Source organism: Streptococcus sp. 27098_8_51, assembly GCF_041432205.1.
GTDB lineage: Bacteria > Bacillota > Bacilli > Lactobacillales > Streptococcaceae > Streptococcus.
On the sequence record NZ_JAPVZE010000007.1, the window covers coordinates 1 to 23,001 of the forward strand.

The 23,001-nt window shown below is 40.4% G+C and carries 29 protein-coding genes and 1 pseudogene; 27 read left to right on the forward strand and 3 right to left on the reverse strand.

What is annotated here, in order from left to right:
• The first annotated feature begins 50 nt into the window (after nt 1-50).
• The 4 genes from O3622_RS05855 to yaaA all read left to right on the forward strand — a co-directional run bounded on the left by O3622_RS05855 (nt 51) and on the right by yaaA (nt 3,093).
• Nucleotides 51-461, forward strand: coding sequence for a peptide deformylase (locus O3622_RS05855; RefSeq protein WP_371607186.1), 411 nt, complete (start codon nt 51-53; stop codon nt 459-461).
• A gap of 11 nt (nt 462-472) precedes the next feature.
• Complete coding sequence (locus O3622_RS05860) at nt 473-2,068, forward strand: hypothetical protein (RefSeq protein ID WP_247924299.1); 1,596 nt, start codon at nt 473-475, stop codon at nt 2,066-2,068.
• A gap of 85 nt (nt 2,069-2,153) precedes the next feature.
• Entirely contained in the window at nt 2,154-2,285 is a 132-nt protein-coding gene (locus O3622_RS05865) for a DUF3953 domain-containing protein (protein ID WP_239683584.1), read from the forward strand.
• Nucleotides 2,286-2,364: 79 nt separating this feature from the next.
• On the forward strand, nt 2,365-3,093 hold the full coding sequence (gene yaaA / locus O3622_RS05870) for a peroxide stress protein YaaA (protein ID WP_049519067.1): 729 nt from the start codon (nt 2,365-2,367) through the stop codon (nt 3,091-3,093).
• A gap of 31 nt (nt 3,094-3,124) precedes the next feature.
• Here the strand turns inward: yaaA and O3622_RS05875 are convergent, their stop codons facing one another.
• Nucleotides 3,125-3,673 carry an NADPH-dependent FMN reductase gene (locus tag O3622_RS05875; RefSeq protein ID WP_049478798.1) on the reverse strand — a complete coding sequence of 183 codons (549 nt, stop codon included), beginning with the start codon at nt 3,671-3,673 and terminating at the stop codon, nt 3,125-3,127.
• Nucleotides 3,674-3,764: 91 nt separating this feature from the next.
• Nucleotides 3,765-4,211, reverse strand: a complete 447-nt coding sequence (locus tag O3622_RS05880; protein WP_000816318.1) for a MarR family winged helix-turn-helix transcriptional regulator — start codon at nt 4,209-4,211, stop codon at nt 3,765-3,767.
• Nucleotides 4,212-4,329: 118 nt separating this feature from the next.
• Here O3622_RS05880 and O3622_RS05885 point away from each other — a divergent pair, with 118 nt between their 5' ends.
• From O3622_RS05885 to O3622_RS05980, 20 genes are all read left to right on the forward strand, one after another.
• Nucleotides 4,330-4,806: a DUF5590 domain-containing protein gene (locus O3622_RS05885; RefSeq protein ID WP_000776849.1), complete on the forward strand. Its 477-nt coding sequence runs from the start codon at nt 4,330-4,332 to the stop codon at nt 4,804-4,806.
• A 9-nt stretch (nt 4,807-4,815) separates the two neighbouring features.
• The gene (locus O3622_RS05890) at nt 4,816-5,994 is read left to right on the forward strand and encodes a pyridoxal phosphate-dependent aminotransferase (RefSeq protein WP_371607187.1); all 1,179 of its coding nucleotides are present in this window, start codon (nt 4,816-4,818) and stop codon (nt 5,992-5,994) included.
• Nucleotides 5,995-6,146: 152 nt separating this feature from the next.
• A complete protein-coding gene (asnS, locus tag O3622_RS05895; protein WP_049485204.1) occupies nt 6,147-7,490 on the forward strand; it encodes an asparagine--tRNA ligase in 1,344 nt (447 codons plus the stop codon).
• A gap of 148 nt (nt 7,491-7,638) precedes the next feature.
• Nucleotides 7,639-7,929 (forward strand): 30S ribosomal protein S6, encoded by a 291-nt coding sequence (gene rpsF / locus O3622_RS05900; RefSeq protein WP_001151783.1) that lies wholly within the window; start codon nt 7,639-7,641, stop codon nt 7,927-7,929.
• An 11-nt stretch (nt 7,930-7,940) separates the two neighbouring features.
• Nucleotides 7,941-8,411 (forward strand): single-stranded DNA-binding protein SsbA, encoded by a 471-nt coding sequence (ssbA, locus tag O3622_RS05905; RefSeq protein ID WP_000609595.1) that lies wholly within the window; start codon nt 7,941-7,943, stop codon nt 8,409-8,411.
• 31 nt (nt 8,412-8,442) lie between these two features.
• Nucleotides 8,443-8,682: a 30S ribosomal protein S18 gene (gene rpsR, locus O3622_RS05910; protein ID WP_000068664.1), complete on the forward strand. Its 240-nt coding sequence runs from the start codon at nt 8,443-8,445 to the stop codon at nt 8,680-8,682.
• 384 nt (nt 8,683-9,066) lie between these two features.
• Nucleotides 9,067-9,576 (forward strand): GNAT family N-acetyltransferase, encoded by a 510-nt coding sequence (locus O3622_RS05915; RefSeq protein ID WP_049489914.1) that lies wholly within the window; start codon nt 9,067-9,069, stop codon nt 9,574-9,576.
• A gap of 440 nt (nt 9,577-10,016) precedes the next feature.
• The gene (gene wecB / locus O3622_RS05920) at nt 10,017-11,165 is read left to right on the forward strand and encodes a non-hydrolyzing UDP-N-acetylglucosamine 2-epimerase (RefSeq protein WP_371607188.1); all 1,149 of its coding nucleotides are present in this window, start codon (nt 10,017-10,019) and stop codon (nt 11,163-11,165) included.
• A 6-nt stretch (nt 11,166-11,171) separates the two neighbouring features.
• Complete coding sequence (locus O3622_RS05925; RefSeq protein WP_000800615.1) at nt 11,172-11,951, forward strand: hypothetical protein; 780 nt, start codon at nt 11,172-11,174, stop codon at nt 11,949-11,951.
• A 9-nt stretch (nt 11,952-11,960) separates the two neighbouring features.
• Nucleotides 11,961-12,101, forward strand: a complete 141-nt coding sequence (locus O3622_RS05930; protein ID WP_000176307.1) for a hypothetical protein — start codon at nt 11,961-11,963, stop codon at nt 12,099-12,101.
• Complete coding sequence (locus O3622_RS05935) at nt 12,094-13,404, forward strand: glycosyltransferase (protein WP_084944186.1); 1,311 nt, start codon at nt 12,094-12,096, stop codon at nt 13,402-13,404. The genes O3622_RS05930 and O3622_RS05935 overlap by 8 nt, the downstream gene beginning before the upstream one ends.
• A gap of 8 nt (nt 13,405-13,412) precedes the next feature.
• Nucleotides 13,413-14,516 carry a glycosyl hydrolase family 8 gene (locus O3622_RS05940; RefSeq protein WP_371607189.1) on the forward strand — a complete coding sequence of 368 codons (1,104 nt, stop codon included), beginning with the start codon at nt 13,413-13,415 and terminating at the stop codon, nt 14,514-14,516.
• Nucleotides 14,517-14,638: 122 nt separating this feature from the next.
• Complete coding sequence (locus tag O3622_RS05945; RefSeq protein WP_371607190.1) at nt 14,639-16,039, forward strand: bifunctional Cof-type HAD-IIB family hydrolase/peptidylprolyl isomerase; 1,401 nt, start codon at nt 14,639-14,641, stop codon at nt 16,037-16,039.
• A 1-nt stretch (nt 16,040) separates the two neighbouring features.
• Nucleotides 16,041-16,400 (forward strand): S1 RNA-binding domain-containing protein, encoded by a 360-nt coding sequence (locus O3622_RS05950; protein WP_000689619.1) that lies wholly within the window; start codon nt 16,041-16,043, stop codon nt 16,398-16,400.
• Between the two features lie 53 nt (nt 16,401-16,453).
• The gene (locus O3622_RS05955; protein ID WP_371607191.1) at nt 16,454-17,203 is read left to right on the forward strand and encodes a tRNA1(Val) (adenine(37)-N6)-methyltransferase; all 750 of its coding nucleotides are present in this window, start codon (nt 16,454-16,456) and stop codon (nt 17,201-17,203) included.
• Complete coding sequence (locus O3622_RS05960) at nt 17,193-17,471, forward strand: GIY-YIG nuclease family protein (protein WP_371607192.1); 279 nt, start codon at nt 17,193-17,195, stop codon at nt 17,469-17,471. The genes O3622_RS05955 and O3622_RS05960 overlap by 11 nt, the downstream gene beginning before the upstream one ends.
• Before the next feature lie 176 nt (nt 17,472-17,647).
• Nucleotides 17,648-17,995, forward strand: coding sequence for a nuclear transport factor 2 family protein (locus O3622_RS05965; protein WP_371607193.1), 348 nt, complete (start codon nt 17,648-17,650; stop codon nt 17,993-17,995).
• A gap of 62 nt (nt 17,996-18,057) precedes the next feature.
• Nucleotides 18,058-18,279 (forward strand): type II toxin-antitoxin system RelB family antitoxin, encoded by a 222-nt coding sequence (relB, locus tag O3622_RS05970; protein ID WP_371607194.1) that lies wholly within the window; start codon nt 18,058-18,060, stop codon nt 18,277-18,279.
• Nucleotide 18,280: 1 nt separating this feature from the next.
• Nucleotides 18,281-18,547, forward strand: coding sequence for a type II toxin-antitoxin system RelE/ParE family toxin (locus O3622_RS05975; protein WP_371607195.1), 267 nt, complete (start codon nt 18,281-18,283; stop codon nt 18,545-18,547).
• 11 nt (nt 18,548-18,558) lie between these two features.
• Complete coding sequence (locus O3622_RS05980; RefSeq protein ID WP_371607196.1) at nt 18,559-19,245, forward strand: M23 family metallopeptidase; 687 nt, start codon at nt 18,559-18,561, stop codon at nt 19,243-19,245.
• Nucleotides 19,246-19,287: 42 nt separating this feature from the next.
• On the opposite strand, the pseudogene O3622_RS05985 reads toward O3622_RS05980, so the two are convergent.
• Nucleotides 19,288-20,594, reverse strand: a pseudogene (locus O3622_RS05985) (ISL3 family transposase).
• Between the two features lie 226 nt (nt 20,595-20,820).
• Between O3622_RS05985 and O3622_RS05990 the strand changes: the two are divergent.
• The 3 genes from O3622_RS05990 to O3622_RS06000 all read left to right on the forward strand — a co-directional run bounded on the left by O3622_RS05990 (nt 20,821) and on the right by O3622_RS06000 (nt 22,988).
• The gene (locus O3622_RS05990; protein ID WP_084940516.1) at nt 20,821-21,756 is read left to right on the forward strand and encodes a manganese-dependent inorganic pyrophosphatase; all 936 of its coding nucleotides are present in this window, start codon (nt 20,821-20,823) and stop codon (nt 21,754-21,756) included.
• Nucleotides 21,757-21,841: 85 nt separating this feature from the next.
• On the forward strand, nt 21,842-22,354 hold the full coding sequence (locus O3622_RS05995; protein ID WP_049477472.1) for a YiiX/YebB-like N1pC/P60 family cysteine hydrolase: 513 nt from the start codon (nt 21,842-21,844) through the stop codon (nt 22,352-22,354).
• The gene (locus O3622_RS06000; protein WP_371607197.1) at nt 22,338-22,988 is read left to right on the forward strand and encodes a DUF1803 domain-containing protein; all 651 of its coding nucleotides are present in this window, start codon (nt 22,338-22,340) and stop codon (nt 22,986-22,988) included. Before O3622_RS05995 ends, O3622_RS06000 begins: the two co-directional genes overlap by 17 nt.
• The last annotated feature ends 13 nt before the right edge of the window (nt 22,989-23,001 follow it).

Sequence of the window (23,001 nt, forward strand, 5' to 3'; positions counted from 1 at the left end):
TTATCCTCTTTTGTGCTATAATAAAGTAAAATAGCAAGGAGTGAAAGAGAATGGAAAAGAAGATTGTTCGAGATGTCTTATTCTTGTCGCAGGTCTCGAAATCTGCAAGTCAGGAAGACCTTTATCTGGCTAAGGATTTGCAGGATACCCTGCTGGCTAATCGTGAGACCTGTGTCGGTCTGGCAGCCAATATGATTGGTGTGCAGAAGCGTGTCATTATCTTTAATCTTGGCTTGGTTCCCATGGTCATGTTTAATCCCATTCTCCTTTCCTATAAAGGACCTTACGAGACAGAGGAAGGTTGTTTGTCTTTGACTGGGGTGCGACCAACAACTCGTTATGAAACGATTACGGTTTCCTATCGTGATAGCAAGTGGCAGGAACAGACCATTATGTTAACAGGTTTTCCGGCTCAGATCTGCCAACATGAACTGGATCATTTGGAAGGACGGATTATTTAGGAGGAATTCAGATGAAACGCATACTATTTGAACTTGTTTTTATCGCAACGACTTGGTATATCTTTTTACCACCCTTCAATCTGACTAGTTGGGAATTCATCTTCTTTCTTTGTGGGCATCTGGTGGTGATGGGGATTTTGTTTAGTTTCCGCAAGGATACCAATCTCCTCAAAACTGTTCACCTACGCCATGGCAAGGCTACCAAAGATCTCAATCTAGAAGGATTCCTTTTTACCAAACTTAGTAGAGGATTGTTTCTGGCTGCAGGTATCATCTTTGCCCTTGCTGGTCTGGTAAGCCTGGTAACCTCTAGCTTTTTCCAAGCAAAAAATTATGCTAATGTGGTATCTATCACAGAAAAAGATTTTAAAGATTTTCCCAAGAGTGATACCAGCAAGGTTCCAATCCTAGATCGGAGTACCGCCGAAAAGATTGGAGACCGTTATCTAGGCTCTCTGACGGATAAGGTCTCCCAGTACGTAGCAGCAGATACTTATACCCAGTTGACGGTTGATGGCAAGCCCTATCGGGTTACACCTTTGGAGTATGCCGACCCGATCAAATGGTTTAATAATCAGTCCAAGGGAATTGGCGAGTATATCAAGGTTGATATGGTGACAGGAAATGCGGAATTGGTGGATTTAAAAACGCCAATGAAGTATTCAGACTCTGAGTATTTTAACCGAGACGTCAAACGTCATCTTCGGATCAAGTACCCAACCAAGATTTTTAAAACGCCTTCCTTTGAGGTGGATGATGAAGGCAATCCTTACTATGTAGCAACCGTTTATCAAAAACAGTTTGGTCTAGGAGTCCCTCGTCCTTCGTCTGTTATTATCTTAGACGCCACCAATGGAGAAACCAAGGAATACAGCTTGGATGAAGTCCCAGAATGGGTGGATCGTGTCTATCCAGCAGAAGAAACCATCGAACAAATCAACTACAACGGTAAGTATAAAGACGGCTTCTGGAATGCCTTGATTTCTAAGAAAAACGTTACCCAAACGACAGAAGGCTATAACTATCTTTCTATCGGAAATGACATTTATCTCTACACTGGGGTGACTTCAGCCAACGCTGACGAAAGTAATCTAGGATTTATCCTTGAAAATATGCGCACTGGTGAAATCACCAAGTACAATCTAGCATCAGCAACCGAAGAATCAGCCCGTGCTTCTGCAGAGGGAGCAGTGCAAGAGAAGGCCTACAAGGCTACCTTCCCTATTCTTGTCAATCTCAATGACAAGCCTCTTTATATCATGGGCTTGAAAGATAACGCAGGCTTGGTCAAGGAGTATGCATTGGTCGATGCCGTGGAGTATCAAAATGTTATCGTAGCAACTACGGTAGATGAACTCCTCAGCAAGTATGCCAATAAAAACGACCTCGAGCTGGATAATGAAACGGTAGAAAACATCAAGGGAGTGGTTTCAGATCTTAAATCAGCTGTCATCAAGGGGGATACCGTCTATTTCTTTAAAGTTGATGGCAAGATTTATAAGGTCAAGGCTTCCGTGTCAGACGACCTTCCTTACCTTGAAAATGGGCAATCCTTTGAAGGTCAAGTTGGAAAAGATAATTACCTCAAAACCTTTAACGTACAATAATACTCTTCGAAAATCTCTTCAAACTACATCAGCGTCGCCTTGCCGTACTCAAGTACTGCCTGCGGCTAGCTTCCTAGTTTGCTCTTTGATTTTCATTGAGTATAAAAATAGGTTTTCTCAGTTCAAGGAGAAAAAAGATAAATTCTTATCTATCTTAACAAGCTTAGCTGGCACAGCCTTTGTTCTCGTGGCTATCTGGTTAGGATGGCCAAAATAAACAGAGAAACCTCGGTATGAACCGAGGTTTTTAAGATGAAATTCTTGGTTGTGGTTGAAAAATATGCTACACTAACAATATGAAAATTTTAATCCCAACAGCAAAAGAAATGAACACAGACCATCCTTGTATCGAAGCGCTCCCTTTGAGGGAAGAAAGTCAGGCAGTCCTTTACTCACTGGCGAATTATTCAGCTAGTGAATTAGAGACTTTTTATAAGGTATCTGTCGAGAAAGCAGAAGAAGAGTACGGCCATATTCAAGCTTTAAAAGAACACAGGGCTAAACATTATCCAGCCTTGAAACTTTTCGATGGTCTCATGTATCGTCACATCAAACGAAATGGGTTAACCGAAGCTGAACAAACCTATCTTGAAAATCATGTCCTAATTACCTCGGCTTTATACGGTGTTGTCCCCGCCTTGTCGCCCATGGCTCCTCACCGTTTGGACTTTTTGATGAAGTTAAAAGTTGCTGGTAAGACTTTAAAGAGTCATTGGAAGTCAGCCTATGATGAGGCACTTCAGGATGAGAATTTGATATTCTCACTCCTATCATCAGAGTTTGAAACCGTATTTTCGAAGGAAATCAGAGAAAAGATGGTGACCTTCAAATTTATGGAGGACAAGGCAGGTCAGCTGAAAATCCACTCAACCATTTCAAAAAAAGCCCGTGGCGCCTTTTTGACCGCCTTGATAGAGGGGCAAGTCCATACAGTCAAACAAGCTCGCAAGCTCCGCTTTGCCGGCTTTGACTACCGACCTGATTTATCAAGTGATTTAGAACTCGTCTTTGTGAAACAAGCATAAAACCAGCTCATTCGAGCTGGTTTTTGCTGGATTAGTTGATGGCTGCAAGAAGGTCGTCCGCTTGTTTTGCAAGTGATGAAGCAGTTGCTTCTTCTAACACCAATTTTCCATCTGCCCAAGCAGAGTCATTGACACGAGCAGCTGTAAAGTCACCAACGACTTGTGTACGGATAAATGGCAAGAGGTCTTTATAAATAGCAAAGAGTTGATCGTGACCGGCATTGGCTACAGAAGAGACAGTAATAAACTTGTCTTGGAGGGCAGAAGCGCCACGTGTATCAGACAAGTCAAGGGCACGAGAGAGCCAGTCAAGCAAGTTTTTCACTGTTCCAGGGATAGAGAAGTTGTAGACTGGAGAGAAGATCCAGATCGCATCCGCAGCAAGGACTGCTTCACGAGCAGCAGCTACAGCTGGATGAGTTGGAACTTCCAAATCTTGGCTGAAGAGAGGAACAGCTGAGTAATCAAGATAGCTAACTTCCGCTTTTCCAGCAAGTGCTTTTTCAGCTTCGAGGGCCATTTGGTGGTTGAAAGAACCTTGGCGTAGTGAACCGACGATAAATAATACTTTTTTAGACATGATGTGTCTCCTTTAGTTTAAAATTCAAAGAGCGAACTCTTTTGTTACCATCTATGTTACAACAAATAATACTAATTAGCAATAATTTTGCTCACAAATTTTTAAATTTTTTTAAAATGCGGATTAAGTCTTCCTTTTCGCCATCTTCCAAGATGCTGAGTGCTTCTACGATAGAATCGATATGGTCAGGAAGAACCTCTTCGATTTTTCTGCGTCCTGCAGGTGTTAATTTCAGGAAAAAGGATCGACGATCCTTGGGGTCGCAAGTTCTAGAAATCCACCCATCTCGAACCATATTTCGAATGACGACAGTCATGTTTCCAGAAGTGGCTAACATTTTTTCAATCAAATCCTGAATGCGTAGTTCCCCCTTGCTATAGAGGGTTTCCAAAACTGAAAATTGGGTGGGTGTTAGCCCGTGTTCTTTAGCAGCTTTGGCTTCATAAGGTTTAAAAGTTCGTATGGCTTTATTGAGGACGATAGCTGTTTTTAAGTCTAATTGATTATCGGAAATTTTCTCTTTCAAATATTGTTTCATAAGGCTATTTTATCAATAATGAGAGAGAAAAACAAGAACTTACATTTTATAGGAAAAGAATCTTAGAATGTTCCCGTCTTCACTTGTAATAAAGAAGGAGAGATGGTAAAATAGACGAGTGAAACTAAGACAGAAAAAAGCAAAAAACAAGCTACTTATACAATATGGAATCGGCATTGCTCTGGTAGTACTAGTCATGACGACTTCATTCCTTTATCTGATATCACTCAGCATGAAACCCTATCAAGATGCTAGACTTGAGGGAGAAAAACTGGCCAAGCAGTATGCAGAATTGGAAAAGGCAGATCAGGTTGATTTCTACAATGGTCTAGAGGGCTATTACAGTGTTCTGGGACATAATAAAAAGCAAGAGGCCATTGCCGTACTGATTGAAAAGAATGACCACAAGATTTATGTTTATCAGCTTGATAAGGGGATTTCTCAAGACAAGGCAGTGACGATTTCGAGGGAAAAAGGAGCTAGCGACATTGACAAGATTACTTTTGGTCGCTATCAGGACAAGCCGATTTGGGAAGTTAAGTCAGGAAACCAGTACTATCTGGTTGACTTTGAAACAGGAGCAGTGATCCAATAAGGAGGGCATATGAAACTATCCAAACGTGTACTAGAAATGGAAGAAAGCGTCACTCTAGCTAGTGATGCAAGAGCCAAAGCATTAAAAGCTCAGGGAAAGGATGTTCTTTTCTTAACCTTGGGACAGCCTGATTTTCATACTCCTGAAAATATTCAGGAGGCAGCGGTAGAAGCGATTCGAGATGGACGAGCTTCCTTCTATACAGTTGCTTCAGGCCTACCAGAGTTAAAAGCGGCGGTTAATACCTATTTTGAACGCCACTATGGGTATTCCGTAGCAGCCAACGAAGTTACTTTTGCCACTGGTGCCAAGTTCTCTCTCTACACCTTCTTTATGGCTGTGGTCAATCCAGGTGATGAAGTCATCATCCCTACACCATACTGGGTCAGCTATGGAGACCAGGTCAAGATGGCAGAAGGTGTGCCAGTCTTTGTCCAGGCCAAGGAAGATAATCACTTTAAAGTAACAGTAGAGCAGCTAGAAGCAGCCCGAACAGATAAAACCAAGGTCTTGGTTCTCAATTCGCCATCGAATCCGACCGGTATGATTTACTCTCGTGAGGAACTCATGGCTATTGGAAATTGGGCTGTTGCGCATGATGTCCTTATCTTAGCAGATGATATTTATGGACGTCTGGTTTATAACGGGAACGAATTTGTTCCAATTTCTAGTTTGTCAGAAGCCATTCGCAAGCAAACCATTGTAATTAACGGTGTATCTAAGGCCTATGCCATGACTGGTTGGCGGGTAGGTTATGCTGTGGGAAATCCTGCAATTATCGCTGCTATGAGCAAATTGACAGGACAAACGACCTCCAACCTGACTGCTGTATCTCAATATGCTACCATTGAAGCCCTAACTGGACCGCAAGACTCTGTTGAAACCATGCGCCAAGCCTTTGAAGAACGTTTGAATACCATTTATCCACTCTTGTGCCAAGTCCCAGGTTTTGAAGTTGTCAAGCCCCAAGGTGCCTTCTATCTCTTCCCAAATGTTAAAAAAGCGATGGAAATGAAGGGTTATACCGATGTGACAGAGTTTGCAACAGCTATTCTCGAAGAAGTCGGACTTGCCTTGATTACAGGAGCTGGATTTGGAGCACCAGAAAATGTTCGTCTCAGCTATGCCACAGACTTGGATACATTAAAAGAAGCTATTCGTCGTTTGCATCAATTTATGGAAAAATAAAACTTAGAATCTTCGTCTTTTTAGCGAAGATTTTTTGTAACGAAAATCTCGCGATTTTTCTCTAGTAGAACCTAGCTATCACAGTCTATTTATGGTAAAATAGTGGGTAATGATGTCTTCGGACAAGTTAAACGAAAAAAGGAAGATAGATTATGACAAAACGTGTAACAATTATCGATGTAAAAGACTACGTTGGTCAAGAAGTGACCATCGGGGCCTGGGTTGCCAACAAATCTGGAAAAGGGAAAATTGCCTTCTTGCAATTGCGTGATGGAACAGCCTTCTTCCAAGGTGTAGCCTTTAAACCAAACTTTGTAGAAAAATTTGGTGAAGAAGTGGGACTTGAGAAGTTTGATGTCATCAAACGCCTAAGCCAAGAAACGTCTGTTTATGTGACAGGGATTGTCAAAGAAGACGAACGTTCTAAGTTTGGCTATGAGTTGGATATTACAGACATCGAAGTGATTGGTGAATCTCAAGACTACCCAATCACACCAAAAGAACACGGAACAGACTTCTTGATGGACAACCGTCACTTGTGGCTCCGCTCTCGTAAGCAAGTAGCGGTGATGCAAATCCGTAACGCTATCATCTATGCAACTTATGAGTTTTTCGATAAGAACGGCTTCATGAAGTTTGATAGCCCAATCCTTTCAGGAAATGCAGCAGAAGATTCAACAGAACTCTTTGAAACAGACTACTTTGGAACACCAGCCTACTTGAGCCAATCAGGTCAGCTTTACCTAGAAGCAGGGGCTATGGCTCTTGGTCGTGTATTTGACTTTGGTCCAGTATTCCGTGCTGAAAAATCAAAAACGCGTCGTCACTTGACTGAGTTCTGGATGATGGATGCGGAGTACTCCTACTTGACACACGATGAGTCACTTGACTTGCAAGAAGCTTATGTTAAAGCCCTTCTTCAAGGTGTTCTTGATCGTGCGCCTCAAGCCTTGGAAACCTTGGAACGTGATACAGATCTCTTGAAACGCTACATTGCAGAGCCGTTCAAACGCATCACTTACGATCAAGCCATTGACCTTTTGCAAGAGCATGAAAATGATGAAGATGCTGACTACGAGCATCTTGAGCATGGCGATGACTTTGGTTCACCACACGAAACATGGATTTCAAACCACTTTGGTGTGCCAACATTTGTCATGAACTACCCAGCAGCTATCAAGGCCTTCTACATGAAACCAGTTCCTGGAAATCCAGAGCGCGTACTTTGTGCAGACTTGCTTGCACCAGAAGGATATGGAGAAATCATCGGTGGTTCTATGCGTGAGGAAGACTACGATGCTCTTGTAGCTAAAATGGAAGAACTGGGCATGGATCGTACAGAATATGAATTTTACCTTGACCTTCGTAAATACGGCACAGTTCCACACGGAGGATTTGGTATCGGTATCGAACGTATGGTAACCTTCGCAGCTGGAACCAAACATATCCGTGAAGCCATTCCATTCCCACGTATGTTGCACCGTATCAAACCATAAACTAGTAAAAAGAAGATATTTTCATCTTCTTTTTTCACTTTTATCTTGCTATCTATCAGTTTTTCTAGTATAATAGTTTATTGTGAGCAAACCTCACTTACCCCTTGCAAAGACTAGGGGTCATTAGACCAAAAGGAGGAACATATCAATGGCTAAATACGAAATTCTTTATATCATTCGTCCAAACATTGAAGAAGAAGCGAAAAACGCTTTGGTAGCACGTTTTGACTCTATCTTGACTGACAACGGTGCAACTGTTGTTGAATCAAAATCATGGGAAAAACGTCGTCTTGCATACGAAATCCAAGATTTCCGTGAAGGACTTTACCACATCGTTAACGTTGAAGCAAACGACGACGTAGCTCTTAAAGAGTTTGACCGTCTTTCAAAAATCAACGCTGACATTCTTCGTCACATGATCGTCAAACTTGACGCGTAAGAAGGTAAATTATGATTAACAATGTTGTACTTGTAGGGCGTATGACACGTGACGCTGAGTTGCGTTATACCCCATCAAATGTAGCAGTTGCGACTTTTACTCTTGCAGTAAACCGTACATTTAAGAGTCAAAATGGCGAACGTGAGGCTGATTTCATCAATGTCGTTATGTGGCGCCAACAGGCTGAAAATCTTGCTAACTGGGCTAAAAAAGGCTCTCTTATCGGGATCACAGGCCGTATCCAGACTCGTAGTTACGATAACCAGCAAGGACAACGTGTCTACGTAACAGAAGTCGTGGCTGAGAATTTCCAAATGTTGGAAAGCCGCGGAGTGCGTGAAGGACATTCAGGTGGAGCTTATTCTGCACCAACTGCTGGTCAATCAGCACCTGCAAACCCAGTACCAGACTTTTCACGTTCTGAAAATCCATTTGGAGCAACAAATCCATTGGACATTTCAGATGATGATTTACCATTCTAATGGACAATTAATACTATAAAGGAGAAAAAACATGGCTCAACAACGTCGTGGCGGATTCAAACGCCGTAAAAAAGTTGATTACATCGCAGCAAACAAAATTGAATATGTTGATTATAAAGATACTGAGCTTCTTAGCCGTTTCGTTTCAGAACGTGGGAAAATCCTTCCTCGTCGTGTAACAGGAACTTCAGCTAAAAACCAACGTAAAGTAACAACAGCTATCAAACGCGCACGCGTAATGGCTTTGATGCCTTTCGTAAACGAAGATTAAAGAAAAGACCCTTACGGGTCTTTTTTTCACGAGCATGGAAATGAGAGAGCGAGTTGAGGTCCAGTGGACCTCTTTTTCATGAGCTTGAAAATAAGAAAGCGAATTAAGACCCTTACGGGTCTTTTTTTCACGAGCATGGAAATGAGAGAGCGAGTTGAGGTCCAGTGGACCTCTTTTTCATGAGCTCGGAAATAAGAAAGCGAATTAAGACCCTTACGGGTCTTTTTTTCAGGTCCGGGTGGACCTCTTTTTCAGATTTTTATGGGACTTTGTTAGAAAGGATTCCCTGTTGACCTAGTAAGATTCTTTTGTCTTACTAGGTTTCTTCTTTTAATCTTTATTATCGTGCTATAATGGTAGGAGAAAGCTATAAAGGAGCAACTTATGAAGACGATATGTTCAATTAGAAAAATGCAAGAATCTGACATTAAAGATCTATCTCGAGGTTTTATCAGCCAAGGTTGGCCAAGTAGAGAGGAGATTTTAACTCGATACTTTAAGGAGCAAGAAAGTGGGGAGAGAGAAGTCTTAGTTGCAGAGGTTGAGGGTGCTGTAGCGGGTTACATTACGATTTTACCCGATGCTAAGCAGGGTCCCTTTGCTGGAATGGCTCCAGAACTTTCAGATTTCAATGTCTTTGAACATTTTCAAAATCAAGGTATTGGAAATCTCTTGCTGGAAGAATCAGAAAAACGAGTTAGGCTCATATCGGATAAGGTGACCCTTGGTGTTGGGCTCCATTCAGGGTATGGACCTGCCCAGAGATTGTACATCAAACGAGGCTATATTCCAGATGGGACGGGTGTTTGGTATCAGAACCATCAACCGGCCATGAATGCGGTGTGTGAAGATATCGGTGACCTTGTTTTGTATCTGTCGAAAAATTTGTTTTAAGACAGATTTTATAAGGTTTAAATTTTAAATATAGTAAACAACAATCACAGTCCCTTTTTCATTCGAAAAAGGGATTTTTTTGTTTGAAATTGTTTGATTTATTCCTCAAAGTGGTAAAATATAATTGTTTGAATTATCAAGATAAAAATAAATATCGAAAAAAACATATAAGGTTTAGTTTTTTTAAATACGGATTCTTTTGAAAAGTCTTAAAATTTCCTAAAATAAGGCTTTTTAAAGGTTGTAAATAATATTGTTACAAAAAGGTTACAAATTGTTAAAATTAAATTAAATGCAATAATATAATTTGGAAAAAATTTGACATATAAATTAATTGACGGTAAAATAATTAAGATAATCAAATTAATTGATTTGCACAATAATTCGATATAAAGATTAATCTGATGTGTCAAATTTTATTATAGTAGAAGGATAGCATAATGAAGAAACTGAAAGTGATGGTTGTTTTTGGAACACGACCAGAAGCTATTAAAATGGCCCCTTTAGTGTTAGAATTGCAAAAACATAGTGACAGCATTGAGACGATCACAGTTGTGACAGCTCAGCATCGTCAAATGCTAGATCAAGTTCTTGAAACTTTTAGCATCGAGCCGCATTATGACCTGGATATTATGGGGAAAAATCAATCCCTTTTAGATATTACTGGAAAAATTTTAGAAAAGTTTGATCCAGTTGTTAAGCAAGAACTTCCAGATATGATTCTTGTTCATGGAGATACAACAACAACTTTTGCAGCAAGTTTAGTTGCTTTCTATAATCAGGTACGTATCGGCCACGTTGAAGCTGGTCTAAGGACCTTTGATAAGTATTCTCCTTTCCCAGAAGAAATGAATCGTCAGATGACTGATAACCTAGCGGATCTTTATTTTGCTCCAACTAGTGAGAGTAAAGAAAATCTCCTCAAGGAAAATCACCCTGAGTCTGCTATTGTCATTACGGGAAATACAGCCATTGATGCCTTGAAACTAACCGTTCAATCGGATTACTATCATGATGTTCTAGATCAATTGGATCCAGATAAGAAACTTGTATTGGTAACCATGCACCGTCGTGAGAATCAAGGTCAACCAATGAGAAATGTCTTTACAGCTTTACGTGAGATGGTTGATCTTCATCAGGAAATTGAAGTTGTTTATCCTGTTCACCTTAGCCCTGCTGTGCAAGAAGCAGCAAAAGATATCTTAGCTGGTCACGATCGTATTCACTTGATTGAGCCTTTAGATGTACTTGATTTTCATAATTTGGCTTCAAGAAGCTATTTTATCATGACTGACTCTGGAGGTGTTCAGGAAGAGGCGCCTTCTCTCGGCAAACCTGTCCTTGTCCTTCGTGACACAACGGAACGTCCAGAAGGAGTAAGAGCAGGTACGTTGAAGCTAGTTGGTACGGATCCAGTACGTGTCAAAGACGCTATGGCAGCACTCTTAACAGATGAAACTCTTTATAGACAAATGTCTCAGGCACCAAATCCTTATGGAGATGGAAGAGCCTCTGAACGAATCGTACAATCCATTCAACAGTACTTTGGGGCAGCGACTTCTGTATCGGAATTCAAAGGGGGGAAATAAGATAAAATGAAAAATTGGAGTCAATTTAAAAACTGGCTTATGGCTTTGCTTGCTTGTGAGGTCATTCTTTTGGTGCTTTGTTTTTTGTATGCTCGAGCAATCATTTTAGAACAAATCTTTTTTTTAGCTTTAGCCTTGTTTGCAGTGTTGGTATTATCTGACCTTTTGCTTACTTGGACCCTTATCTTAGCATTTGGTTTTGGACTTATCGTTTTGGTTGCGGGTGTGGTTTATATCCCGATCATTCAACTGGTCTTTTTATTAATCAGTTTTCCTCTTTTGATTGGGATTCTACTTAAGGTTCGTTATTATTTCTTCAAGGTGGCCTCAAAGGTACAAGAACAGGAAGACGAAGCGCGAGCAGATTACCAAGCGATGGTCACTGAACAAAGTGATGTTACGGTTCAATCTCTATTGATTCATTGGGCACATGAAGATTTGTTCTTCCAGATTAAACCGAAAGAACATAACCAGATGCTCAGTAGCATTCAAGAGGTAATTGCTCAGGAATTGAGCTACAATGATAAACTCTATTACGTTTCGGATGGTAATTTTCTCGTTCTATCCAGTAAAAGCCAACATTCTTTGAAGGAACTTTATTTGAATGGTTTGCAGGAGAAACTGAGCAGTTTAGTTTTTCATGGAGAAGATGGCAATCAAGGAATTCAGTTCCAAACAGGCTATTTGGTGATTAACTCTGATAATAAAGATAAATACCAAGACTACGCGGATGTCGCCAGTCATCTCAAACGTCAACTAGAGACAGATGTAATTGTGGAATATTAGGAGGGGAACATGACTTTAACCGAACTATTTTTTGGTATTGCTTTGGGACTCAGTCTCGCCTTTGGCATTTGTTTTATCATACTATTTATTGCATACAATATTCTTTACCATCGAGTAAACAAAAATTTTAAGGCGGTGAATCATGATTAGTCAAATGTTAATGATTTTTACCTTGCTTACAATTTGGATTTCTCTAGCATGGGGCTTGGTAATTCTCTTTTCGGCAGTACACTTTTGGTTTAAACACAGTGATTTTCGTGTAGACACTTCGCCTCTACCTTATTATCCTAAGGTAACGATTGTTGTTCCTGCCCATAATGAGGATGTGGTTATTGCCCAAACGGCAAAAGCTATCTTGGATATGAACTATCCTCACGACCGTGTGGAGTTGCTCTTGTTTGCGGATAACTGTTCGGATAACACCTATGCAGAATGTTTGTCTGTACAAGCCATGCCTGAATATGCAGGAAGAAATCTAACCATTATCGACCGTACTGGTACGGGAGGAAAAGCGGGCGTTCTAAACGATGCTTTGGAGATGGCAACAGGCGAATACATCTGTGTTTATGATGCAGATGCCATGCCTGAAAAAAATGCTCTTTATTTCCTTGTCAAAGAAGTTATGAAGGATCCAGAACGTCATGTGGCATCTTTTGGCCGCAACAAGACTCGAAACGCCAACCAAAATTTCTTGACTCGTTGTATCAACCAAGAGATCGTTGTTACTCAGCGCGTGCACCACGTTGGGATGTGGCATCTCTTTAAAATTGGGCGTATCCCAGGAACCAACTTTATCATTCAAACCGACTTTGTAAAGAGTATCGGTGGTTGGAAAAATGGTGCCTTAACTGAGGATACCGATATTTCCTTCAAAATCATGCAGAGTGGTAAATTGATCGCCCTTGCTTATAACTCAGAGGCTTTCCAACAAGAACCTGAGACTTTAAAGAGTTACTATATGCAACGAAAACGTTGGGCTAAAGGAAACTACGAAGTTGTTCTCTCAAACTTTAAGCATTTATTTGACAGAGCAAACTGGCGTGTCAAACTAGAGGTCTTTAACTATTCATGTGTCTTCTTTTGGTTTAACTTTGCCATTGTCCTATCGGATTTGATTTTCCTAGCGAATGTGCTAGCGATCTGCCTTAATCTTTTCTTCCCAGATGTCAGGGTTCCGTTCGCTTTTGATGCGGACAATATCTACATCGCCCAGCTTATGCTCTTCAACTGGATACTCATGATTGGTCTTTATTTGATGCAAATTATGACAGCATTGGCAAGTCAGTTTGGACAAGCGACGACTAAACAAATCTGGTTGGCTTTGGCTGCCTATTTCACTTATGCACAGATGTTTATCGTTGTTTCCATTGATTCCATTTCTTCAATCGTGCTGGATAAAGTACTCCGACGAAAAGAAACCAAGTGGGTTAAAACCAAACGATTTGCAGGATAGGAGGTTCTATGAAAACGAATAAATTAAAATATGTCTGGTTTGTGCTCATCCTTTCTATCTTTTGTTTAGCCTTGTTTTTAGCAAGAGGAAGGACTAAAATTGAGATGCGTAATCGAATTTACAGCCAATGGAGCCAACAGTTTCTCGTTACAAAAGGCGATCAGTCTTATGTTCGTACGACAAATGATTCTGAAGAAACAACAGTTCTATCAGAAGCCCAGAGTTACGGCATGCTCATAACGGTTTTAGCAGCCCAAAAAGGGCAAGCAACACAAGCAGATTATGAAAGCCTTTATCGCTATTACCAAAATCATCGTATCGAGGGAACGCAGTTGATGTCTTGGAAGCAAGTGATCACAAATGGTAGTGAAACGGTCGAGAAACAAAATGCAACTGATGGAGATCTCTATATCGCTTATTCTTTGATTGAAGCTGCCAAGCAGTGGCCAGATAAAGCACAGGAATACCAAGCGCAAGCTAAAAAAATCTTGGATGATATCCTTAAATACAATTATAATGAAGAGACAGGGGTCCTAACAGTAGGGAACTGGGCAAACAAGGATTCCGATTATTATTACTTGATGCGGACGTCCGATACTCTTCCTCACTATTTCCAGTCTTTCTATGACCTGACCGGAAACAAACAGTGGTTAGATGTTAAGGATAAGATGCTTGGGCAATTGGAGCAAATCAGTTCTCATTCTGATACGGGTCTCTTGCCAGACTTTATCTGGGCTGAGAAGTCAGGGGCGCGTCTTGTTGATACCAACACTATCGAATCTCAATACGATGGGGCTTATTCTTATAACGCTTGTCGTTTGCCATATCACTTGTCTCAGAGTCAGGATGAAAGAAGCCAAAAACTCGTTCAAAAGATGATGGATTTCTTTATGAAAGAGCAACGTATTTATGCTGGTTATGACTTGAATGGAACTGCCCTCAATCAATACCAGGCAGGTAGTTTCTTGGCACCGATTACCTATGCGTCTGACAAGGGAGAAGGCTATCTGAAACTTCTTCAGCAAAATAAATACATTTTCACACAAGATTTACCTTTGGACAACTACTATGATGCAACGATGATTACCATGATTGCTCTAGAGATGTTCTAGGATGAAAAGAGAGGGCTAGTTTTACGAGCTCTCTTTTTGATAGGATTTTCATCTTTTTTCAAAAAAGGAATTTCATCAGCTTTATGGTATAATGGAAAGAGTGATGGAAAAGAGGTAGAGAGATGGATGCGAAATTAAAATACAAGGCAAAGAAGATTAAAATCGTCTTTTTTGATATTGATGATACCTTGCGTACGTCAAAGACAGGTTTTATTCCAGCTACAATTCCTACTGTTTTTAAACAGTTGCGTGAAAAAGGAATTTTAACAGGAATCGCCTCTGGACGTGGTATTTTCGGTGTTGTTCCAGAGATTCGTGAGCTCAAGCCGGACTTTTTTGTAACCCTAAATGGGGCCTATATAGAAGATAAAAAAGGCCAGGTCATTTATCAGCATCAGATTGAGAAGTTAGATGTTGAGGAGTATGTCTCTTGGACGAAGGAAGAGGGAATTGAGTACGGCCTGGTTGGTAGTCATGACGCCAAACTCTCCACGCGAACAGAACTGATCAGTGAGGCTATTGATCCCATTTATCCAAACTTGGATGTGGATCCAGATTTTCATGAAAAAGCGGACATTTACCAGATGTGGACCTTTGAGGAAAAAGGGGATGACTTGCACCTACCAGATAGTCTCTCAGGTAAACTTCGCATGGTGCGTTGGCATGAACATTCATCTGATATCGTGCCTATTTCAGGATCCAAAGCCACAGGTGTAGCCACGGTGGTGGACCATTTAGGCTTGAAACCAGAGAATGTTATGGTCTTTGGGGATGGTCTCAATGACTTGGAACTCTTTGATTATGCTGGAATCAGTATTGCCATGGGAGTTTCCCATGAAAAAATCAAAGAAAAAGCAGATTATATTACAAAAACAGTAGAAGAAGATGGCATTTTTGATGCCTTAGAAGGATTTGGTATGGTAGAAAAAGAATTGCATTTCCCACAAGTAGACATTGAAACAGTAGAAGGTCCTCTTGCGACCATTAAGACAAATCACGGAGACTTGCGTATCAAGCTCTTCCCTGAACATGCCCCTAAAACAGTGGCTAACTTTGTTGCTCTGTCAAAAGACGGTTACTATGATGGTGTGATTTTCCACCGTATTATTAAGGACTTTATGATCCAAGGTGGAGATCCAACTGGTACTGGTATGGGTGGTGAGTCAATCTACGGCGACTCTTTTGAAGATGAATTTTCAGAAGAACTCTACAATATCCGTGGTGCCCTTTCTATGGCCAATGCTGGTCCAAATACCAATGGTAGCCAGTTCTTTATCGTTCAAAACCAACATTTGCCGTACTCTAAGAAAGAGATTGCGCGTGGTGGCTGGCCTGAACCAATCGCTGAGATCTATGCAGAACAAGGTGGAACTCCTCACCTTGACCGCCGCCATACTGTTTTCGGGCAATTGGTAGACGCAGAATCGTTTGCGGTCTTGGATGCCATTGCAGCTGTTGAGACTGGTGCAATGGACAAACCAGTTGAAGATGTAGTAATTGAAACGATTGAAATTGAGGACTAGAATGAAAATTGGTGATAAGCTAACTGGGCGTATTACAGGAATTCAGCCCTATGGTGCCTTTGTCGAGTTAGAGACAGGGGTGACAGGGCTGATTCACATCTCGGAGATTCGGACGGGATTTATTGAAAATATTTATGACATTTTAAAAATTGGCGATGAAGTCCAAGTTCAGGTGGTGGATTTTGACGAATACACTGGGAAGGCCAGTCTTTCTATCCGTACCTTGGAAGAGGAAAAACATCAATTGCCAAGACGGAGACGTTTTTCAAATGATCGGATCAAGCACGGTTTTGCGCCACTTGGACGTATGATGCCTGTTTGGACGCGTGAGGCATTAGAACATTTAAAGAAGAAGCCATAAATACGATTATCTAAATTGTTTGGACTATTAACATAATTTGATATAATGAAAGTATGAAAGAAGAACAATTATTAAAATCAGGAGAGCGCATCAACCAGCTCTTTTCGACAGATATCAAGATCATTCAAAATAGAGAAGTGTTTAGCTATTCGGTGGATAGTGTTCTCTTGTCACGCTTTCCTCGATTCCCTAAACGGGGTTTAATTGTGGACTTTTGTGCTGGAAATGGTGCAGTGGGACTTTTTGCAAGTTCACGTACTCAGGCGCGGATAATATCTGTAGAAATTCAGGAGCGCTTGGCGGATATGGCAGAGCGTTCGGTTCAGTTGAATGGCCTGGAAGAACAGATGCGGGTCATCTGCGATGATTTGAAAAATATGCCTGCGCACATTCAGGGAAGTAAGGTGGATATGATCTTGTGTAATCCGCCTTATTTCAAGGTGGATCCGCATTCCAATCTGAACAAGAGTGAACACTACCTTCTAGCAAGACACGAAATCGCGACTAACCTAGAAGAAATCTGCCGAAGTGCCCAGAGTATTCTCAAATCTAATGGGCGTTTGGCCATGGTTCACCGTCCAGATCGACTTTTGGATATTCTAGACATGCTTCAACGCCACAATTTGGCACCTAAGCGCCTGCAATTTGTCTATCCTAAACGAGAAAAGGAGGCCAATATGCTTTTAATCGAAGCTATCAAGGATGGATCGACGAGTGGCTTCAAGGTCTTGCCACCACTCATTGTTCACAATGATGATGGTTCCTATACGTCAGAAATTCAAGAGATTTACTATGGATCATAAGGCTTATATGTATGTGGTGGAGTGCCGTGACGGTTCTTACTATACTGGTTACACGACAGATATTAAGAAACGCCTTGCCGTTCATAATAGTGGTAAGGGAGCCAAGTATACCCGAGCTCGCTTGCCAGTCAAACTCATCTATGTAGAGGGTTTTGCTAGCAAGGAAGAAGCCATGTCTGCAGAGGCTCTCCTCAAACGAAAGAAACGTCCACAGAAAGAACGATTTCTATCCGAAAATCAAGAGAAAAATCTAGTTAAATCTAGTTAACGATATTGGCTCTTTGTCAACTGTAGTGGATTGATAAAGAGCCTAAAAAAATCAATTAGCTAAGTTCAGTCGATTTTTTTCTAGTGTAAAAAGTGGATTGAGGTGATAAAGATGAATGCTATTCAAGAAATTTATGAAAATGGCATGAATATGCTAAGGGAAGAGATACAGAAGCATTGATTTCATTATATGCAGAGGACGCTATTTTTGAAATCCCTTTAGTGCCAGCTATTCTCGATACAACAAACAGCGCTTTGGAAGGGAAAACTGCTATTCGTCATTTTTTAGAAGAAGGTTCCAAACGTCGTCCTAATGAACTCGTGAAGTGGTTCCGAACGGGTGAATATCTAACGAATAGAGACATTTTAATGTGGGAGTATCCAAGGATAACAGATAATGGAGAACAAATTAATATTCTTGAGGTCATGGAAATTGAGGAAGGCTTGATTCATAAACATAGGATATATTGGGGCTGGAAGGGATGTATGATGCTAAGTTCGACTTTATCTAAGTTGCTGAAATAGTTTTATTTGATATGAATTATCTTTTGTGCTACAATGTAATACAAAAGATAAGGAGAAAACAAATGAGTACAGTGACAGTTAGATTAAATCAAGAAGAAGAAAAATTTTTTAAAAGTTATGCTCAATTTACTGGTCAAAGTCTTTCTAGTTTGTTTAAAAAGTCACTCAAACGTACCATAGAGGACGAATATGACTTAAAACTCTACTATCAGGCTTATAAAGATTACCAGGAAGAGCCTGAAACGATTTCGCATGCTGATTTTAAGAAAGAATTAGGATTGTAGTATGTATCATGTTCACTATTCTAAAAGAGCGCAGAAGCAAATTAAAAAGTTAGACAAACAAATTCAACGTTTGTTGTTTGCATGGATTGATAAGAATCTAGAAGGTACAGATAATCCTAGACAACATGGAAAAGGTTTAACTGGGGATAGAGCTAACGAATGGCGCTATCGAATTGGAGACTATCGGCTTATTTGTCAAATTCAAGATGATAAGATGGTTATTTTAGCACTTGAAGTAGGACATCGCAGGGAGATAAATGATAGATAGAGGGTGAAGTAATGAATAAACAAACACTTATTATCGATTTTCCTTTGAGAGGGGAATGGTTGACAGAAGTAAGTCCTGCCTATCGTATTCCTAGTCATGGAACCAATCGTTTTGGTCTTCGGTATGCTTTTGATTTTATACAAAGCAAAGAAAAGAATGGCAGGAGGGTAACACATAATAGTAGTCAAATTGCCTATTTTATAAAAGGGGTTTCTTTAGAAAGATATTATTGTTTCAACCAGCCTGTCTTTGCTCCTTTTTCCGGTCAAGTAGTTGTTATCGAAAATAGCATTTCTGACGGACAAAAGGCCTCTTGGTTTCATGACCAGCTGGGTGCCATTTGCAATTCGCTTTTTTTCAATTCAGAAAGAGACGGCTTTGCATCTATTGCTGGAAATTATGTGATTTTAAAAGGGAGTGACCGTATTTATGCAGCCTTTTGCCATTTAAAGAAGGATTCTATTCTCGTTGGACTTGGAGAAAAAGTTGAATGCGGTCAGATGATTGCAAGAGTTGGGCATTCTGGTAATTCAACGGAGCCTCATTTACACTTTCACCTAATGGATTCGCTTGATGTTGAACGAGCAAATGGTTTGCCTTTTGTTTTCAGACAATATGAAAAATGGACGGGCTCCACTTGGGAACCAGTGAGGTCAGCTATTCCAGATAGGAATGAAAAAATTCGATTTAATGGCTAAAAAAATACTGCTCTTTGTCAACTGTAGTGGGTTGATAAAAAGTTACAACCTGGAGAGGACCAAATTGGTTCTCTCCTTTTTGATATTCAAAGCGATGAGAATTCTCGTTTTAAAGTTTTCAAAGTTCCGGAAGCCAAAAGCATTTCGCTTAATGACTTTGATGAGGATATTTGTGGCCTCAAGTTTTGCGTTTGAGTAGGGAAGTACAAGTGCATTAATGATCTTATCCTGATCTCTCAAAAAGGTCCTAAAAATGGTCTGGAAGATTGGATTGACAGAAGGAATAGTTTCCTTGATTAATTTAAAGAAATAATCAGCGTGCTTCTCTTGAAAATGAAACAGTAAGAGTTGATAGAGTACATAGTGATCTCTAAGATCTTGAGAGTAAGAGAGAAGTTTTTCGAGAATCTCTTTATTGGTTAAATGCAACTGAAATGTTGGACGATAAAATCGTTTACTGCTCAGCGTATAGTTATCCTGTTGAATGAGTTTCCAGTAACGTTTCAGTGCTTTATATTCGTGTGATCTTCTATCAAGCTGATTCATAATTTGGATGCGTACGCGATTCATTGCTCGACTGAGATGCTAGATAATATGAAAGCAATCGAGAACGATTTTAGCATTTGGGAGTGAAACAGTCTGGGAGACTGTTTCAGCCTGAGCCTAGAAATTCAAAAGCGAAGTTGTCTAGCTAAGGCATAGTAAGGGCTGAACCTATCCATCGTAATGATTTTCACGCTATTTCGGACCTGTCTGGAATAGCGCAGGAAATGATTGCGAATAGTTGCTTGAGTCCGTCCATCTAAGATAGCTAGGATCTTTCTTGTATCGTAGTCCTGTGCAATAAAGCTCATCTTTCCCTTCTTGAAGCTATATTCATCCCAACTCATGTGTTCTGGAAGGTGGTTAAGATCAGTCTTAAATTTGAATTTATGTAACTGACGAATGACTGTCGAAGTGGAGACAGATAAACTTTCGGAGATAGCTGTCATAGGGACTTTCTCAATTAATTTTTGAGTGATTCTCTGTTTGACGATGGTTGCGATCTGGTGATTCTTCTTGACTAAGGAAGTCTATGCGACGGCTATTTTTCCGCAGTTTTTACAGCGGAAACGGCGTTTTTTCAATCGAATGAGAGTCTTGTAGCCAGCACATTCGAGGTAGGGGATTTTGGATTCTTTTTGAAAGTCATATTTAGCCATTTGTCCTTGACAGTTGTTACATTTAGAGGCAGGATAATCGAGCTTAGCAATGACTTCTTTATGCGTTCCAGCGTCAAGATAATCTAAGATAATAATATTTTTGTCTTTAATTCCAAGGATGTTTGTGATAAAATTTAATTGTTTCATAAGATTCTTTCTAATGAGGGTTTGGTCACTTTTTCATTATAGGTCTTATGGGGCTTTTTTTCTACAAAAAAATAGACTCCATAATTCCTACAGTGGTTTTACCCACTACAGAAATTATAGAGCTACGATATTGATGTCTAAGGAGGAGTCTTTTGGCTCCTCTTACTTTTGTCAAAAGAGGAAAAAAGTGCTACAATAAGATGAATAAATTTAAAGAGGTATTATCATGTCTAAGATTCTAGTATTTGGTCACCAAAATCCAGACTCAGATGCCATCGGGTCATCTGTAGCCTTTGCTTACCTTGCAAAAGAGGCTTATGGATTGGACACAGAAGCAGTAGCACTTGGAACTCCTAATGAAGAAACAGCCTTCGTTTTGAACTATTTTGGTGTAGAAGCACCACGCGTCATCACATCTGCTAAAGCAGAAGGTGCAGAGCAAGTCATCTTGACTGACCACAATGAATTCCAACAGTCAGTGTCAGATATCGCTGAAGTAGAAGTTTACGGAGTTGTGGATCACCACCGTGTGGCTAATTTTGAAACTGCCAGCCCACTTTACATGCGTTTGGAACCAGTTGGATCAGCGTCTTCTATCGTTTATCGCATGTTCAAAGAGCATGGTGTAGCTGTTCCTAAAGAAATCGCAGGTTTGATGCTTTCAGGTTTGATTTCAGATACTCTTCTTTTGAAATCTCCAACAACTCACCCATCTGATAAAGTCATTGCGCCTGAATTGGCTGAATTAGCAGGCGTCAACTTGGAAGAGTACGGTCTTGCTATGTTGAAAGCTGGTACAAACTTGGCTAGTAAATCTGCTGAAGAATTGATTGATATCGATGCTAAGACCTTTGAACTCAATGGAAATAAGGTTCGTGTTGCCCAAGTCAATACTGTTGATATTGCTGAAGTCTTGGAACGCCAAGCAGAAATCGAAGCAGCAATGCAAGCGGCTAATGCGGCAAACGGCTACTCAGATTTTGTCTTGATGATTACAGACATCGTCAACTCAAACTCTGAAATTCTGGCTCTTGGATCAAACATAGATAAGGTGGAAGCAGCTTTCAATTTCAAACTTGAAAACAACCATGCTTTCCTTCCAGGTGCTGTTTCACGTAAGAAACAAGTGGTGCCTCAGTTGACTGAAAGCTTTAATGCTTAAAATTTTGGGTATTATTTCAAAATAGAAAACGGTGTTTTCTATATAGCTAAAGGGGTTTCGGCTCCTTTTTTTCTAGGAGAGAAAGATGTTAGAAAATGGTGATTTGATTTTTGTGAAGGATCTTTCAGATATGGGGCAGGCTATCCAGGCTTCTACTGGGAACTATAGTCATGTAGCCATCTTTTTGGACGGTTTCATCTACCATGCTAGTGGGAAAGCTGGTGTCATTTGTCAAGAACCGGCTGAATTTTTTGAACCAACTCATCTTTACGATCTTTATGTCTATCCAGAGCTGGAAGCTGACTTGGTAAAGGAGAGAGCTAGCAAACATTTGGGTGCACCCTATAATGCCTCTTTTTATCCAGATGGTTCTGGCTTTTATTGCTCCCAGTATATCGCTGAAATCCTCCCGATTTTTAAAACTATTCCCATGAAATTTGGGGACGGGGAGCAGGAGATCAGTGATTTTTGGAGGGAATACTACAGGAAACTCGAACTTCCAGTGCCTCTGAATCAACCAGGGACCAATCCTAGTCAACTAGCAGCATCCCCCCTTTTAGAATGTAAAGAAAGGAATCTTCATGATTCAGATTTTTAATCCATCTCGTTTGACTCGGCAGCCATTTTTTATAGATTTGGTGGACTATCTGGACCAGCATGACGATGTGATCCTCCGAGAAATCAAGGCCCAGTTTCCAGATGTGGCAGTTGATAAACTCATGGAAGAGTATATAAAGGCAGGATTGATCCGAAGGGAAAATAAACGCTATTCCCTCAATCTCCCTTTTCTAGAATCAATAGATAGTCTGGTCCTTGACCAAGAAATTTTTGTCAGAGAGGATAGTCCAGTTTATCAAGCCTTGCTGGAGAAAACTTTTGAGACGGAATTGTGCAATCAAACCAATGCTGCCATTTTAGTCGAATCTACAGATTTTGCTAGAGAAAAGATGACCCTGTCTAACTATTTCTACAAGGTCAAGAATCAATATCCTTTGACAGAAAAACAGCAGGAACTCTATGCTATTTTAGGAGATGTTAATCCTGAGTACGCCCTCAAGTATATGACGACTTTTTTACTGAAATTTCTCAAAAAGGACCAGCTGATACAGAAACGTCGTGATATTTTCGTTGAGAGTCTAGTCGTCTTGGGCTATGTTGTGCAAAACGAAGAAGGGAAGTATGAGTTGATTGTTGATTTCGACAAGGAACGGTTGACTTTCTATTTTCCTTAATTGCTACATTTTG